The organism is Bacillus sp. m3-13, assembly GCF_000175075.1.
In the GTDB taxonomy this organism is placed as follows: Bacteria; Bacillota; Bacilli; order Bacillales; family Bacillaceae_I; genus Sutcliffiella_A; species Sutcliffiella_A horikoshii_C.
Genome location: NZ_ACPC01000017.1, coordinates 67,121 through 81,847, shown reverse-complemented (window position 1 = coordinate 81,847; position 14,727 = coordinate 67,121). Strand labels below are relative to the sequence as shown.

The following is a 14,727-nucleotide window of genomic DNA, read 5'->3' as shown; positions in this document are numbered from 1 at the left end:
TTCCCTTCTGGCTAATCCAAATGATAAACTATGGGATATATATCCTTTTTGGAGGTTTTAAGGTGAGACAGCTAAAGCGCATTTTAATTGTTATGGGCATTTTACTTTCCTATATTCTGTTTGTAGGTATTTTCTTCACCAATAAAGTTATGTACATTCGTAAAAAGACAAACGAGGAAATCCTGGAACGGGAGAAATTGCTCGGCCACTTTAAGGAAGATGTTTATTTGAAGTTACCTAAACGAGAACTTACCATCCCTTCCCCACTTGGATACAATATTTATGGGGAAATGTTTGATGTACCGGGGTCCACTCGTTATATGATTTTCAGTCACGGTGTCACACAGAACACCCTTAATTCCATTAAATACATGAATATCTTCCTTGAACGAGGATGGAATGTCGTTTTATATGATCATCGCAGACATGGGAAATCCGGTGGGAAGACAACAAGCTATGGCTTTTATGAAAAGCACGATTTAAAAGCCGTCGTAGATTGGGTTCGCGAACATGCAGGAAGTGAAGCAACCATTGGAATACACGGGGAATCCATGGGTGCTGCGACGTTGCTGATGTATGCAGGTGGAATTGAAGATGGTGCTGATTTTTATATCGCTGATTGTCCGTTTTCAGATCTTGAGGAGCAACTGACCTATCGTTTAAAAGCAGATTTCAAAATTCCTAAACAGCTTGTCATGCCGATTGCTAATACTTTTTTACGCATAAGAGATAAGTACTCCATTCGAGATGTTTCACCAATTAATGTTATTGAAAACATCGAGAATCCAGTCTTATTTATCCATAGTGAACCTGACGACTTTATTCCAATAATGATGACTCAGCAACTTTTTGAAAAGAAAAAAGGAAAAAAACAAGTTGTATGTCGCTAGAAACGGAATGCATGCGATGAGCTACACTGAAAATCGCGAGGAATATGAAAAGGCGATTGATGAGTTTTTGGATGAGATTGGTTTTGGCAAGACCGAGTAATTTCTAGGGAGCAACCATAAGAGTGGTTGTTCCTTTTTTTTGTTTAGAATAATTTCCTTATTTAAATTGAATCATAATGATAGGACAGTTTCGAAGGAGTGAAAGGAATGGATGAGCAAATCAAGGAATTGAACGCCTTTTTGGAGGGCGAGTTCATGGGCATTCATGCATATGAACATTATATAAAAAACACACAGGATGAAGCGATTAAAAAAGATTTGCAAACAATCCAACAGAACCATAAGATGCATGCTATTTTTGTAGCAGAAAGAATTCAAAACCTTGGTGGCGAGGCTGTCGATGATGTTGGCCTGGTCGGGGCTTTTCAGGAGAGAGTTCAACAGGTAAAAGGCTACCCGAAGGATTCTCGTGCCATTATTGAAGGTGCTATCCATGGTGAGGAATTCGGGTCAGATATGATGGCAGAGTTTGTGAAGGGTGACCTGGACTTGGAGAGTAGAAATATGGTTCAGTCCATATTGAAGGAGAATCAGCAGCATATTGAATTATTGAGAAAACATTTGAAATAAGAAATGAATGAGGACGGTGCGGTTGCCACTGTCCTCTCTTTTGTTCAGGTGAAAGATCCAACATTCATGAAAGCTACTATAGCCAAAAGACCCAGTAGGTGAATAATCAACCCGGCCACACTGCACACTAGACCCGCTACTGAAATTCCGTGCCCTTTTTCCCCAGTAAGAACTATTTCTTTTTTAGCTACAAAGTAACACACAAGCCCTATAATGGCAAAGATGCTTCCTATTAAAGGCAATAAAATCGACACAATACCAAACACCAAAGATATGATAGCTTTAGTATTTGTTTGTTCAGTCCCTACTTCCCGCTCGTACATATTTCTCCCCCTCTATATTTTGCATATACTTCCATATCTATTACTAAATTTTACTACCTTCCTTTCATATTTACTACTATAATAAAAGAAATATAAACATGAAGGAGTAAATAAGCATGCTTGAATATTTCAACGTAACTATCACCCCGTTTCAATCAGACCGCAGAATAAGCGTTCTCTTACCAAAAGGGTATGAAACCTCGGACAAGCATTATCCTGTTTTGTATATGCACGATGGACAAAACCTCTTTATCGATAGCGAAGCAAGCTTTGGAGTCAGCTGGGGGATTAAGGACTATTTAGAACAGCAGTCAGATCTTGAAATTATTGTGGTCGGCATTGATTGTAACCATGAAGGATTTGAGCGTTTTAACGAATATGCACCATGGGAAAATAAAGAGCTTGGACAAAGGCTTTTTAACGATGAAAAACTTACAGGCGGTAAAGGGAAAGAATATATTGATTATCTAACCTTTGAATTAAAACCTTTAATTGATGAGAAATACCGTACACTTCCGAAAGAAACTGCAATGGCCGGCAGTTCCATGGGCGGACTAATTTCTACTTATGCAGCATGTAAATATCCTCATATATACAAACGAATTGCATCCTTGTCTTCTGCCTATTGGATTAATCAACATGAAATAGAAGCATACATACAAGAAAGTGATTTAAGTGAAGTTGAACGATTTTATTTGGATGTCGGCACAAAGGAAGATACCTCCTTTATCAACCATCAAATTTATATAGATTCTAGTCAAAAAGTGTATGATTTATTAGTGGAGAAAATCGAGAATGTGCGCTTTGATATAGTGGAAGAGGCAGTGCATAACGAAGCTGCATGGCGCAAGAGGCTTCCAGTTATGTTTGATTTTTTATATAAATAATGGAAAAGGACTCACCCCCGAGTGAGTCCTTTCCATTTTCACACCTTAAAACGTTTCATATGTTACAACTTCATCGAGCGGGAAGCGCAATGTTCCATGTGCTTCAGCGGCTGCTTTACCAACAGAGATTAACATAATAGGCACATAACGCTCAGGGATGTTAAATTCTTTTCTGAATGCTACTTTATCAAATCCGCCCATTGGCACTGTGTCATAGCCTTTATCTTTGGCTGCAAGCATCAATTGCATGGATGCTAGTGAAGCGTTCATAACCGCTTCATCACGGGCAAATTGGTCATTTGTATATGCGCCGTGGATTTGGTTCGTTAATATTTCTTTTACCTCAGGAGTCATGAATCCTTTGTTCACCACTTCCCCATACACTCTTTCCGCATTATGGTTTGATTCAAGATCACCTAACACTGCAATAGTTACAGAGCTATCCACTACTTGCTGTTGGTTATAGGCAATTGGTAAAAGCTTTTCTTTCTGACTATCTGATTGAATCACAAGGAACTTCCAATGCTGCAAGTTCCACGAAGATGGTGCAGTAATGGTTGCTTCTAAAATTTCTTGAAGGTCTTTTTGCGGCATATCATATTGTGTATATTTACGTACTGAATGACGTTCTTTCATTGTTTCGATTGCTGATTTAGTAGTTGTGTTATTCATGAAGAAATCTCTCCTTCTTCTTGTTGATATTAATTACTTTTTATTTTTAACACAGTAATATCTCAATGTCAAAATGTATGCATTCGAGATAACTGGAAGTTTCAGCTACCATTAGCAAGTTATGGAATGACTTCAATCATTTAATATTTTCCCCCGTTCAACAAAAAAACTCCATTCCAAAATTAGAGAATGGAGTTAACAATTATTTTAATACTGCAATGACATATAAACACCCATCTATTCCTGATAATGATCCGTGTACTGTTTCTTTTGGTAAGTAAATCCTGTCCCCTTCCTGACAAGTAATAAGTTCTCCTCCTACTTCCATAGAGATACTCCCCTTAAGGATATGTAGGACTTCATTTGTTGGGTGCGTATGAGTGGGATGGGCTTTAAACGGTTCATCCTTCTGTACTTCCACATATCCTGTTCCCTTGAGTGGTAACAGCTCCAAGGTTACTTTTTCAAGGCTGCCTCCTACCCCTCTTTCTACGCGAAATTCTTTAAAATCTGATGGGAATGCATAAGTGACCCCTGACGTATTGTTTTTCTCTTTCTCCAACGACGCGTGAAACGGGCATTTTGATGTTTCTAAGTTATTATCATCCATTAAGAAATACTGCCTCCATTCTCTTGTTTCAGTTTTACCATACCAGTTAAGCGAAGGATGTGGTGAAACACGGTCATATACTTCTAAGCGGTCCCTGACCGTCTTTTGAAACAGCTTTCCGAGGTGGGTGTCACCGCTTATGCCGTCAAACACCCATCTCGGCTGGAAAGTTATCATAAACGTTGTCGCTTTCCTGCTTGCTCGTTTTTCATGTACAGGAGTGTTGCAAACAACAAATATTGGTTCATCATGAAAGGAGAATTCCCATAGATAATGATCTGGATCTGCAGGAATCTCTTCCGGCCAATCCTTTTCATCTAATTGATGGAGGCGTTGAAGGATATTCCAAAATTGTTTTTCATACTGTTCTAAGGTTTTTTTCTCTTCCGGCTTAAAGAATGCAACAAACGATGTATTCTTCCCGAGTTCCCTCCCTTCTTCTAGATATAATTTTAATGCTTCTGCCAAGTCCTCCATCGCATTTTCGCTTGTTGGACTTTCAATAAAAGCAAACCGGAGTGAGCCCTGCTTGAACCCTTCTACACCAAATACACATGGAAACGGCCGGGTTTCAGATAACATATCTTTTGAGAATGAAGAGAAAACTTGTCTCCCCCATGGAGGAACATTTTTTAATGAATAAAGTGCTTCCAGATCCAATTGCTGCATCCATTCTCCCCCTTTAGCTAAGCAAAGTACTAATTATAAATACGAACAAATCTCTCCATCTATGCATGAAATTGCTTTTCTTCAACATATAAATTTATGGACAAGTCTTGTTGTAAGGAGTAATTAACATGGAAGTAATATGGACCATCCTGCACTTTATGGTACTTGGTATTAGCTTGGCTGCTCCGGTTGGGCCAATTAATTTAGAAATGATCAAACGTGGAATTTCATCAGGTTTTTTTGCTTCCTGGCTAGTGGGATTAGGTGGTATGACTGCTGATATTATATTTTTATTGATTATCTTAATTGGCTTGGCACCTTATCTCCAAATCGAATGGGTGGAATTATGTATGTATGGAATTGGCGGCGGGTTATTGCTATACCTCGGTATCACCACTATCTATGGGTCATTCACCAAAAGGAAGATTCTAGAACTTGGACAACCTATTCAGAGGAATTCATTCCTTGTCGGCTTTAGTATCGCTGCGTTTAATCCCATTAATTTTGTTTTCTGGTTTGGAATTTTCGGTTCTTCCATTCAATCTCTTTCTGAAAAAAGCTGGATCATTGCTTTGGTCGGTTGCCTCTCCTTGTTACTTGGAATCTTCCTTTGGAACTTAAATATTGCCTTTACGGTACACTTTGCACGTGCTTTTATCAAAGAAAAAATTCTTAAAGCAGTTAATCTTGCGGCAGGGATATTTTTAACCGTTTCTGCTTTTCCATTTTTGTCAAAGTTTCTGAACCTGATTTTATAAAAATAGTAATGTTGGGTCATTTGAGTGAAGAATTGGTTTTTGGGATCTCTGTTGGATTTGGTTTTACGGCGGATTATTGGGAGATGCGGTATTTCATGCATATGTTTGAGGGGTTCGACCGTTTGGAGGAGACCTTCTGCATTTTGGGCTTATGTTCTACCCTTTTGTGCGGACCTTCTACAGTTCCCAGGCTACCTTCTACATTTCCCAAGTCAACTTCGACAATTAAAGTATTTCAACACAAAAAAACACTCCCCGCTCTAAGATCTTAAAGCAGGAGAGTGTGTATTTCAGTATTTTGCATTTAATCATTTTTTTATAATAACAGTTTACGTTCTATGTACTCGCGATATATGCGTTTTCCTTAAACAGCAGTTGACCTTCTGGAAGATCACACATTTTAAAAGCCACTGAGTATCTGCGTTCCAATCCCTCTTTAAATTCACCATACAGTTCCTCTGATATAGAAGACTGCCAGGCAAAACGGTAATGTAATACTGTGTTATGTTCCAGTTTTTCCAAAGGATTCAATGCCATACCCATTTTAGTTGAACTTGCATTCGATTGAGCAGCTAAATTAAGTAAAAACACTTCCAGAATTTTAACTTCTCTGTCATTTAAATCATGATTATTCATTTTTACTTTTACATCTACCATTGCAATACTAATAGCGAATTCCACCTTACTACTAAAAATTTTGTTGCTATAATTAATTCGCTAAGTCGCTCAATAACACCTCCCTATTATTTCTAAATTTTATAATTTTTTTCATCATAAAAACACAATTAGGATCTTCTTCGTAATCAGCAAACGGCTCACAATAGTCAAATCCAAAACTTTTATAGAGTTTCTGCGCAGGAAAAAATGCTTCCATTGAACCCGTTTCAAGATACAGTTCCTGATAGCCACGTTCTTTACCCGCTTGAATAATGGATTGAAGGATCATGGCCCCTATACCTTTTCTTAAATGAGAAGATGAGGTCCTCATGGATTTCACCTCACCACTCTTAGAATCCAACTCCTTAATCGCCCCACAACCAACAACCTCTTCCCCATCCCACACACTCCAAAAAGTAACATCCGGTTTTCGCAAAGCATCAAGGTCTAAATAATGGTTGCTTTCTGGCGGAGAAAGCAGATTTAAATTTCTCATATGCTCTTCTACAAAGGCTATGACGCATGGATGTGTAACATCATCGATCTTGATTTTCATTTTTATCGCTCCTTTATAATAGTTACAGCATGGTTTGGAAACTTTAACGCAATAGACGCACCTGAAGAGAACATGACTTCGAAAGATAGAGTGACTGAATCGACAGAAAGAAACTCTTCATATAACCATATATCGATATCACGATTCATCATAGATTTCTCGTTACTATAGTTTTTATGATGATACTCAAAGGAAGATACATCACTAAATCGTAATTCTTTAGCGCTCAATCCCTCATCATTGCTCAAAGTTAATTTCAAACTCATTTTCCGCAGGCTTTCATGCTCTAATTCAAAACTTAGTAGATGATAATCATGAAATCCCCACCCGTTAAAATGCTGATAGACATCGTTTGACACCTTATTAGCTATAGACTTGTAGGATGTCCTGTATTCTAAGACATTCTTATTCCATTGCTCCTGAATTTGCTCTTCTTCTATTAAGCTCATACTCTCATCGCTTTGAGCAAGAAATAATTCATATGTAAAATATCTCACTTTTTCTTCCCCTTTTCACCCGTGACTCACACCTCATTTTAGCATTAAATTCCAATATCAGACCACAAAAAAAGAGAACCCAAAAAGGATTCATCTTACACTTTTTTAACAAATTCTGTCTTTAACTGCATAGCTCCAAATCCTTCGATTTTACAATCAATATCATGATCTCCATCAACTAGACGGATATTTTTCACTTTTGTTCCCTGTTTCACCACCGAAGAACTACCTTTTACTTTTAGGTCCTTTATGACTGTGACCGTATCTCCGTCATTAAGGATATTTCCATTTGCATCCTTGTACGCTTTTTCTTCTTCAATTCCCTCCGAACCTGGTGTCCATTCGTAAGCACATTCCGGGCAGACTAGTTGGTTTCCATCTTCATATGTATATTCAGAATTACATTTTGGACAGTTTGGTAATGTTGACATTTATAGGGTTCCTCCATTTACGTTCAATTTTCCGCTCTTTTAAGAATAGCATAATTTATTCTTTAAATTAATCATACATTTTTTCCCTTTATTGCTAATTTACATGATATAATTCTTTAAAATTCATTTCCGGGGTGAAACCATGATAAACCAGAAATCAGAAGTTAAAATGTTTCCTACTAATCTAATGAAACAAAAAGCCACCACTACTAAACTTGCAATCATTCTTCCTGGAGCCGGCTACACGTCTCAAGGTCCTTTGTTGCATTTTTCTTCAGGGCACTATTTCAATCAGGGATTTGATGTCCTTCAAGTCAATTATCGGTTTAGCGAATCGGAACTTAACCCTTTTGATTCAGAAGGCTTTGTTGCTAATGTTTTACATACCTTGGAAGAAACCCTGAAAGAAACAGCTTATGGCCAATGTTTTATTGTTGCAAAATCAATAGGGACCATTGCATTGGCAAATCTATTAAAACACCCAACCTTCCATAATGCTTCTGCAATTTGGCTGACTCCACTGCTGCACCGGGATGATGTGTATCAGGCTATGTTACAATATGAAAATAACTCTTTCTGTATTATTGGAGATAAGGATTTTTGCTATCGTGAAGAACGATTTGCAAACCTAAAATCTAATCCATCTTTAAAAACATTACTTATTCCAAATGGTGATCATAGTCTTGAAAATAAAGAGGATGTGCTAGGTTCTATTGATATGCTTAAGAATGTTATAGACGGTGTTATCCAATTTTCAAACTAAACACATTACAGTACAAGGCGCTTCTTGTACTGTTTTTTTGATGTATTTTGTAAAGTATCATTGACACTATGTTAATAATACTTTACATTAAGTATATTAAAGTTAACACAAAGGAGAACCATATGCTGTGTAATCGGGTGAAGGAATTAAGGGCTAGACACGGCTTTTCTCAATCTGATTTGGGTAGCTTGGTCGGCGTAACTAGGCAAACAATCGGTTTTATTGAAAAAGGAGAATTTTCGCCGTCCATCGCTTTGTCTTTAAGGCTTGCCAAGCATTTGAAAGTAAAAGTGGATGAGTTATTTTGGTTAGAAGGAGAGGATGAGGAAAATGAATAAAGATTTACGGATTCAGCTTCCACTATGGACAATCGCATTTTGTATTCTTTTGATGCCATTGACATTTAGTCTGGTCCAGTTAATTGATTTAATGATACATAATTTTGATGCCTTTTTCGTTGTAAACGGCACAGGAACCTCCTTAAATTGGGGGCTAATGTCCATTCAACTCTTTATGGTTAGTATCTTGTTACTTCTCTCTTTCAATATTTTATTTTATCGTAGATATAGAAAACATAATAAGGAGAATCCTAGTGAAAAATTGTACTTCTTTGTTTTTTATCAACCTGGTGAGATCCTTGAAGATGATGAAATGCTTCAACAAGTATCGAAAAATGCAACAAAAAAGGTATACATACTTTTTGCAAATGCACTTCCGATACTTGCCTTTCTGATGGTTATCCCTCTTCACCGATCTGTATTCATTATGGCGATCTTGCTTGTTATTATCTTTCAGAACCTTCTTTTTTTACAATGAAATCAATCAATACTACTCTGGCAATTATACATTCGGCAATAAAGGTAAAAAGACAGATCAAGAACTCTCGAAAGTGAATAAAAGAGTTGTTCGAGGGATTGCGATTGTATGTCTCATCCTTGCAGTACTTACTGTTGGAAGGCTTGCTCAAATCCATTATCATGCACAAAGTATACCTTCTGAGATGGAAGCATGTATGGAAGAAGGGGGAACTGCCGTTATAGAAAAAAGCAGTTTATGGAGTCTAACAAAATTCACATGCGAATAGGCATTGCTACCCGCAATGCCTTATTTTCTTTCCAATATATTTTTGATTTGATCCGTATACATTCTATCTAAACTTTCCGTTGTGTAATGGAAATTGTCCATGCTTGATTCTTTAGTAATCCCCATATCTACTAGGCGTGCATCAAGTTTATTCAGAACAAAAGTTGGATGATCATTCTCTTCATCATACCCGCTGGCTTCATCATTCAAATCTATTATTTTCCCATTCATTAACTGGATTTTGTAATAGAAATCACCTCTATTGTGTGTAAAAGGAAAATAATATCTATTACCACGAACGCCAGCCTCTATTTTAACAATGTCCTTAAAGTCATACTCCTCGCCTTGAGGATGCAGGAATGAATGGTCAATGATTTTCTCCTCCGTTACCACAGTGACTGAGGTAAAGATAATATAGAAGCCTATAATGTTAAGTATAATAAAAGCTGTCCATATATTTTTTCGCTTTTTGGTGGCTGAAACCTTCCCCCTATTTTTCTTAAAGAAAAAATAAAAGAATACTAGAAATAAATAAAAGACTATAACAATAATAAATCTAGAGTATGGATATTTGAACACCCATAACACATAGTCATTAGGTACAAACAATGTGTATTGAAGGTATCCTATTAATAAAAATATGAAAAAACTTAAAATAAGAACCAATATAGATCCTAATATGTAAACTAAAACTCGACCTGCTACTTTCAATATCATTCCCCCATTCTAAAAAAATAAATAATCAACCAATAAAGGAATCAATAAAATTAGCAAACCCCTGAATCCCCCTATGAAACTGAAAAGATCCTGCCACAATAATACATGACATTCCAATTCCGCTGATTAACCCCGTAAAGGATCGAAGGAAATTGTTACTCACCCTCCACCCTCGTAACTGTGTATATCCATCCACTACCATTGGAACGTTTAAAAGAACACCTATTACTAACAATCTCAAAAATGAGACGTCTGCTGCTAGCCATAGTAAGGGAACTACAGTAAGGTAACCCAGCAATATGGACATACATCTGTAGCACATAGGGAATTGTCTGCCCCCTATGACAAGTGAACGATCTTTTCTTTTATGGCAGGGAAAGAAACGCAAAGTGATAACTGCATGAATGTATTCATTCATTTTTCATTCCCCTTAACTAAATGGATTGCAGTCACAGTCTGTGCAATCCAATCCACTTGATTTCCCTGAAGACCTAGGAAGTGGAATATCACAATAGAGACAGTCCCAAACCCCACCACTTTTCTTTTTCTTATCTCGTCTTTTCATATAATAATGAATGCTCGCAAACAGTCCGATTATACTTAGTACAAGAAAAATGATACTAGCAATCAGCTCTCCTGTTGAACTGGCTACAACAATGCCATAAATACTACCAATTGTAGTAATGCTTAATAAAGCCCATAAAATAAAAATCATCTGCAACCCTCTTTTTGTTTTTAGTTGAACTCCACTCCATACAATTCTTTCCTCATCCTGAAAATCCTGCTTCTATTTGTCGAATATGTATCTTTTTTCCTATTATTTTAGTTCGTACTCCAAGTCCTTCCGCTCATTTTTTTGAAAATCTATTCTGAAAGCGTTCCCTTTTCAGATAGAATAGATGGGGAGATATCTCCTAATTTATTCAAAAGGAGTGTTGAAATGAGAAGGTTGGTGATTTTATTGTTAGTAGCTTTGCTAGTTGTACCAATATCCGTAAATGCCGGGACCATTGGTGGGAAAGACAATCCTGGTGGTGTGCCAGGTCAGTGGTATGTAGGTGATACACCAAGTAATGTCGATCCAAACAAACCGGTTCTTGTATTTGTTCACGGAATTAACAGCTCATCAAAGACTTGGTGGGAAAACAATAATATGTATCAAACAGCCTTGAATAACGGATATGAAACGGCGTTTATTGATGTTCATCCCGATAAGAATATGTGGGACAATGGTGCCATCATCAATAGTCGGATCCGTGATATATCCGATCATTTCAACCAAAAGAAGATAGTGATAGTTGCGCATAGCAAAGGCGGCATTGATGCTCAAAACGCCCTTGTTCACTATGGAGCGCATCCTTATGTTTCTAACCTCATCACTCTGTCCACCCCGCATTACGGCTCACAGCTAGCAGACCTTGCTTACAGTGGCTGGGCAAGCTGGCTTGCAAGTATTCTTGGAAGTAAAAATGTTGCAACCTACTCGCTTCAGACCGGTTATATGAACAGTTACCGACCTCAAATGGATAATCACGCTAATAGAAATAGAAATAAAATTTATACCCTGGCAGGAACTAGTTGGGGCGGTTTCGGATCTGCTCTTTACTGGGGTGGATTATACTTAAGTTCTTATGGTTCTAATGATGGTGCGGTTATCGTCAATAACTCCCGTTTAACCTATAGTACACAAGTTAGAGTAAGCAACTGGAACCATACCACAGTCCGTGAAGGCGGTACCTTCCAATACTTCCGTCCTTACTTAACAACTACTCAAACAGCCGGTTTCGCACTTGGCGAGGCAGCTGCAACCGTCGAACCAATGGAACAGGAGCCAATCAACATCAGTGCGCTTCACCGTGGCGGACAGTTCCAGAAAGATGTGAAACAAACCTTTACAGTGGAAGAAAATGTACAAAAAATTGACCTAGACTGGCTGAGCGACAAGCAGACGAAAGATATTGAGGTGATTAGTCCGTCTGGAAAGGTGTATACGAACTTTGTCCATTCCATCAATCAGGAAATTTTCAAAGGCGGACACCATCACTCTTTCCAAATCGCCTCCCCAGAACAAGGACAATGGACCGTAAAAGCTAAGAAAGATAAAGCAGCCTACTTGATGACGGTTGGCTTCCATACTGACCTTAATGAGGAAGTAGTACTAGAAGATTCTACATTTGAACTGAAGAATAAAGGGCAAAAAGTGAAAAATATTAATGTAGATGTCAAAATCAATAAAGATGGAAAGGCTAAAGCAAACTTCGGGATGAAGGTTGCCAATAAACGGGAAGGTTGACGTGGACTTTAAAGAGGAAGGTGTTTACACTATCACGCTTGATGTGAAAGGTACCACAAAAGACGGAAATCCATTTGAACGAACGATCGTGAAATCGGTTTATGTAGATAAGAGCGGGAATAGATATTGATTTGACAAAGTGCTCTCCTTCATGGGAGAGCACTTTTTACATTAGTCTAGTTGTACTTTTCGAAAATGATGGAAGACTGCTAGACCAATTAGTAAGGTTCCGATCAATAATTGTGACATCATGAAAACTTTTGCACCAGAGGTCGGGGAACCGGATAATAATCCCGCTCCAGCAAGTAAAATAACGCCAAGAATACTCATAAATATATTTTGCTTTATTCCGGGCTGGAGCAATTTCTGACCAATTGCAAATACCATATAAATAAAACTTACCATCATGATTATTGGAAAAATCGGCTTGAATTTAATAGAGTACACAAAGTAATCTAGTTGAGATATATTTTCCCTCTCCACTTCCCCCTCATGTATCCAACCGGTAAATACTGCAGTGTGTTTCCATTCAAACGAATTATCCATCAACTCGCTCCCTTCATACCAAGAAGCAAAAGTCGCGATACAGAAAAACATTATTGCCAAACCAAACGGAATGGTTTTTTTATAACTCATAAACATCCCCCCTTTTTTCAAATGTACCTATTGAAATAAACGAATCTGATAAGGAAAAAGTTTCAATCGAGCTGTTTAATTATTTTTACGATAGGGAACTACTACAACATTGAGGAGGTTCACCTATGAAGAAAACAATCATCTATGCTGCCGCCTTAATTGTGGTTGCTCTTATTGGAGCAGGTTTTTATAGTGGCTATCAGAACAATAAGGAAACAACTAATTCGGATCAATCACCTAAAACGATGTTCACCCTTGGTGACTCATTAACCTACGGGGTTGGTGACAAGTCCGGTGAAGGATATGTAGAAAACTTAGAGAAACTGATTCAGGATGAAAAAGGCGCAAATGTAAAAGTGAAGAACTACGGTATTCCCGGGCAAGAGTCTGACGGTGTCGTAAAGCAAGTGAAGCTAACCAACATTCAGAAGGACATCCGCAACGCTGATTATATTATTCTCTTTATTGGCACCAATGATCTCATTCAAAGCAATGGCGGTGACTTAAAAGGAATCAATGAAAAGGTAATTAAAGAAGGCGCTTTGGAATACGAGAAGAATGTTAAAGAAATTCTTAAGACAATCCGTCAAGAGAACAAAGACGTTCCGATATTATTTCTTGGGCTATACAATTCTTATCCTGATTCGACGGAACATGAAGATATCATTATCGAGTGGAATGAAAACAGCCAGAAGATGGTCGATGAATTTAATCGAATTAAATTTATTTCCACCAATGATCTTTTTAAGGAAAAGTCAAAGGAGTATTTCAGTGATTCCTTGCATCCTAATGAAAAAGGATATGATTTGATTACAAAAAAGATTATTGATGAATATGATTTTTAAGTATGAGAACGCTCAGGGTTGAGCGTTTTTTTCATTAGTGCTCAATTAGCCTAAATAATCCGCCACATATTCAATAATGAAGTTGTCCGCTTCAAGAACTAATTGATTTAACAGGTGAAGATGCCCCACCCCATTTATGACTAATAAACGATCATTATCGCAAGCTAGACTTTTTATGTTTTTATAAATTAGTAAATTACGATAATACCAATAATTCGCGACCCACTTAGCACCAATTAGATTGTCATTATCTCCTATCATAGCTATATCCATATATAATTGATGATTTTTTCTCACTTGATGAGGTTCATTCAAAAATATGAGATATTCCTTAATAGTTAAGGTCTGAGACTTTTCATTGGCTTCTGCTATTATTTTTTCTAAATCATTGAATATTTTCTTCGATCTTTCTGTTTCTTGCCTTTGCATGTATGTAAATATATCTGGAACCCCTTCTTCTTCGTTCCAATCTACTGCAAAAATGTTTGCATGTCCTAACTCTTTTGCTAACCGAAATCCGATTTGATGTCGTTCATTAGCCGATAATTTAAGTTTTCCAGCTAAGTAATCTTGATACTGATCTGTTAATTTAGAGTGGTACTTTAACGGATACTCCAATACTATTTTTGTAGGGGAATATTCTTTTAGACTTGTTATAATTTTGCCTATCTCCAGTTGTTTCCGTTGAGAGAAGATTTCCAACTCATCCGTTTTTGCATAGTCCTGAACAGTAGTCTTTTCAAAGTGATCGGTTCCTAATATCATGATTGAAGGTTTATTCACCATATACTTGCTCCTCTACATTTCTTA

At 37.4% G+C, this 14,727-nt stretch carries 22 protein-coding genes and 1 pseudogene; 11 read left to right on the top strand and 12 right to left on the bottom strand.

From position 1 onward, the window contains the following. Positions 1-20: 20 nt before the first annotated feature. Positions 21-990: pseudogene (locus M313_RS23150) on the top strand (alpha/beta hydrolase). Between the two features lie 107 nt (positions 991-1,097). Further along, positions 1,098-1,520 (top strand): ferritin-like domain-containing protein, encoded by a 423-nt coding sequence (locus M313_RS0108710; RefSeq protein WP_010194296.1) that lies wholly within the window; start codon positions 1,098-1,100, stop codon positions 1,518-1,520. A 44-nt stretch (positions 1,521-1,564) separates the two neighbouring features. Here M313_RS0108710 and M313_RS0108705 read toward each other — a convergent pair whose 3' ends face one another. Further along, the gene (locus M313_RS0108705; protein WP_010194294.1) at positions 1,565-1,843 is read right to left on the bottom strand and encodes a DUF4190 domain-containing protein; all 279 of its coding nucleotides are present in this window, start codon (positions 1,841-1,843) and stop codon (positions 1,565-1,567) included. A gap of 116 nt (positions 1,844-1,959) precedes the next feature. Between M313_RS0108705 and M313_RS0108700 the strand changes: the two genes are divergently transcribed. Next, on the top strand, positions 1,960-2,730 hold the full coding sequence (locus M313_RS0108700; protein WP_010194291.1) for an alpha/beta hydrolase: 771 nt from the start codon (positions 1,960-1,962) through the stop codon (positions 2,728-2,730). Positions 2,731-2,775: 45 nt separating this feature from the next. On the opposite strand, the gene M313_RS0108695 is transcribed toward M313_RS0108700, so the two are convergent. Next, positions 2,776-3,402: a nitroreductase family protein gene (locus M313_RS0108695; RefSeq protein WP_010194289.1), complete on the bottom strand. Its 627-nt coding sequence runs from the start codon at positions 3,400-3,402 to the stop codon at positions 2,776-2,778. A 202-nt stretch (positions 3,403-3,604) separates the two neighbouring features. Further along, the gene (locus tag M313_RS23145) at positions 3,605-4,681 is read right to left on the bottom strand and encodes a YqcI/YcgG family protein (RefSeq protein ID WP_010194287.1); all 1,077 of its coding nucleotides are present in this window, start codon (positions 4,679-4,681) and stop codon (positions 3,605-3,607) included. A gap of 128 nt (positions 4,682-4,809) precedes the next feature. Here M313_RS23145 and M313_RS0108685 point away from each other — a divergent pair, with 128 nt between their 5' ends. Beyond that, on the top strand, positions 4,810-5,439 hold the full coding sequence (locus tag M313_RS0108685) for a LysE family transporter (protein ID WP_010194285.1): 630 nt from the start codon (positions 4,810-4,812) through the stop codon (positions 5,437-5,439). 336 nt (positions 5,440-5,775) lie between these two features. On the opposite strand, the gene M313_RS0108680 is transcribed toward M313_RS0108685, so the two are convergent. From M313_RS0108680 to M313_RS0108665, 4 genes are all read right to left on the bottom strand, one after another. Further along, complete coding sequence (locus tag M313_RS0108680; protein WP_157182440.1) at positions 5,776-6,075, bottom strand: hypothetical protein; 300 nt, start codon at positions 6,073-6,075, stop codon at positions 5,776-5,778. Between the two features lie 73 nt (positions 6,076-6,148). Next, the gene (locus M313_RS23140; protein ID WP_010194280.1) at positions 6,149-6,652 is read right to left on the bottom strand and encodes a GNAT family N-acetyltransferase; all 504 of its coding nucleotides are present in this window, start codon (positions 6,650-6,652) and stop codon (positions 6,149-6,151) included. Positions 6,653-6,654: 2 nt separating this feature from the next. Continuing rightward, the gene (locus M313_RS0108670) at positions 6,655-7,149 is read right to left on the bottom strand and encodes a hypothetical protein (protein WP_010194279.1); all 495 of its coding nucleotides are present in this window, start codon (positions 7,147-7,149) and stop codon (positions 6,655-6,657) included. A gap of 95 nt (positions 7,150-7,244) precedes the next feature. Beyond that, complete coding sequence (locus M313_RS0108665; RefSeq protein ID WP_010194278.1) at positions 7,245-7,580, bottom strand: zinc ribbon domain-containing protein YjdM; 336 nt, start codon at positions 7,578-7,580, stop codon at positions 7,245-7,247. A gap of 142 nt (positions 7,581-7,722) precedes the next feature. Here M313_RS0108665 and M313_RS0108660 point away from each other — a divergent pair, with 142 nt between their 5' ends. The 4 genes from M313_RS0108660 (at position 7,723) to M313_RS0108645 (ending at position 9,427) form a co-directional block, all read left to right on the top strand. After that, the gene (locus M313_RS0108660) at positions 7,723-8,343 is read left to right on the top strand and encodes a hypothetical protein (protein WP_010194277.1); all 621 of its coding nucleotides are present in this window, start codon (positions 7,723-7,725) and stop codon (positions 8,341-8,343) included. A 122-nt stretch (positions 8,344-8,465) separates the two neighbouring features. Further along, a complete protein-coding gene (locus M313_RS0108655; protein ID WP_010194276.1) occupies positions 8,466-8,681 on the top strand; it encodes a helix-turn-helix transcriptional regulator in 216 nt (71 codons plus the stop codon). Next, on the top strand, positions 8,674-9,159 hold the full coding sequence (locus tag M313_RS0108650) for a hypothetical protein (protein WP_010194275.1): 486 nt from the start codon (positions 8,674-8,676) through the stop codon (positions 9,157-9,159). Before M313_RS0108655 ends, M313_RS0108650 begins: the two co-directional genes overlap by 8 nt. Continuing rightward, positions 9,122-9,427 carry a hypothetical protein gene (locus M313_RS0108645; RefSeq protein WP_010194274.1) on the top strand — a complete coding sequence of 102 codons (306 nt, stop codon included), beginning with the start codon at positions 9,122-9,124 and terminating at the stop codon, positions 9,425-9,427. The genes M313_RS0108650 and M313_RS0108645 overlap by 38 nt, the downstream gene beginning before the upstream one ends. Before the next feature lie 20 nt (positions 9,428-9,447). On the opposite strand, the gene M313_RS0108640 is transcribed toward M313_RS0108645, so the two are convergent. From M313_RS0108640 to M313_RS0108630, 3 genes are read right to left on the bottom strand one after another with little or no spacing between them, the layout of a single operon-like run. Then, a complete protein-coding gene (locus tag M313_RS0108640) occupies positions 9,448-10,137 on the bottom strand; it encodes a hypothetical protein (RefSeq protein WP_010194273.1) in 690 nt (229 codons plus the stop codon). Positions 10,138-10,168: 31 nt separating this feature from the next. Beyond that, a complete protein-coding gene (locus M313_RS26955) occupies positions 10,169-10,561 on the bottom strand; it encodes a DUF2085 domain-containing protein (RefSeq protein WP_010194272.1) in 393 nt (130 codons plus the stop codon). Positions 10,562-10,573: 12 nt separating this feature from the next. Then, positions 10,574-10,858, bottom strand: coding sequence for a hypothetical protein (locus M313_RS0108630; protein WP_010194271.1), 285 nt, complete (start codon positions 10,856-10,858; stop codon positions 10,574-10,576). A gap of 225 nt (positions 10,859-11,083) precedes the next feature. Here M313_RS0108630 and M313_RS23130 point away from each other — a divergent pair, with 225 nt between their 5' ends. Together M313_RS23130 and M313_RS26615 are read left to right on the top strand one after the other, a co-directional pair. Beyond that, positions 11,084-12,436, top strand: a complete 1,353-nt coding sequence (locus M313_RS23130) for an esterase/lipase family protein (RefSeq protein ID WP_010194270.1) — start codon at positions 11,084-11,086, stop codon at positions 12,434-12,436. 1 nt (position 12,437) lies between these two features. Further along, positions 12,438-12,566, top strand: coding sequence for a hypothetical protein (locus tag M313_RS26615; RefSeq protein ID WP_010194269.1), 129 nt, complete (start codon positions 12,438-12,440; stop codon positions 12,564-12,566). Positions 12,567-12,607: 41 nt separating this feature from the next. Here M313_RS26615 and M313_RS23125 read toward each other — a convergent pair whose 3' ends face one another. Further along, positions 12,608-13,072, bottom strand: coding sequence for a YjdJ family protein (locus M313_RS23125; RefSeq protein ID WP_010194268.1), 465 nt, complete (start codon positions 13,070-13,072; stop codon positions 12,608-12,610). Positions 13,073-13,197: 125 nt separating this feature from the next. Between M313_RS23125 and M313_RS23120 the strand changes: the two genes are divergently transcribed. Continuing rightward, the gene (locus M313_RS23120; RefSeq protein WP_010194266.1) at positions 13,198-13,917 is read left to right on the top strand and encodes a DUF459 domain-containing protein; all 720 of its coding nucleotides are present in this window, start codon (positions 13,198-13,200) and stop codon (positions 13,915-13,917) included. Positions 13,918-13,962: 45 nt separating this feature from the next. Here M313_RS23120 and M313_RS0108610 read toward each other — a convergent pair whose 3' ends face one another. Then, positions 13,963-14,703: a DUF5694 domain-containing protein gene (locus M313_RS0108610; protein ID WP_010194265.1), complete on the bottom strand. Its 741-nt coding sequence runs from the start codon at positions 14,701-14,703 to the stop codon at positions 13,963-13,965. Between the last annotated feature and the right edge of the window lie 24 nt (positions 14,704-14,727).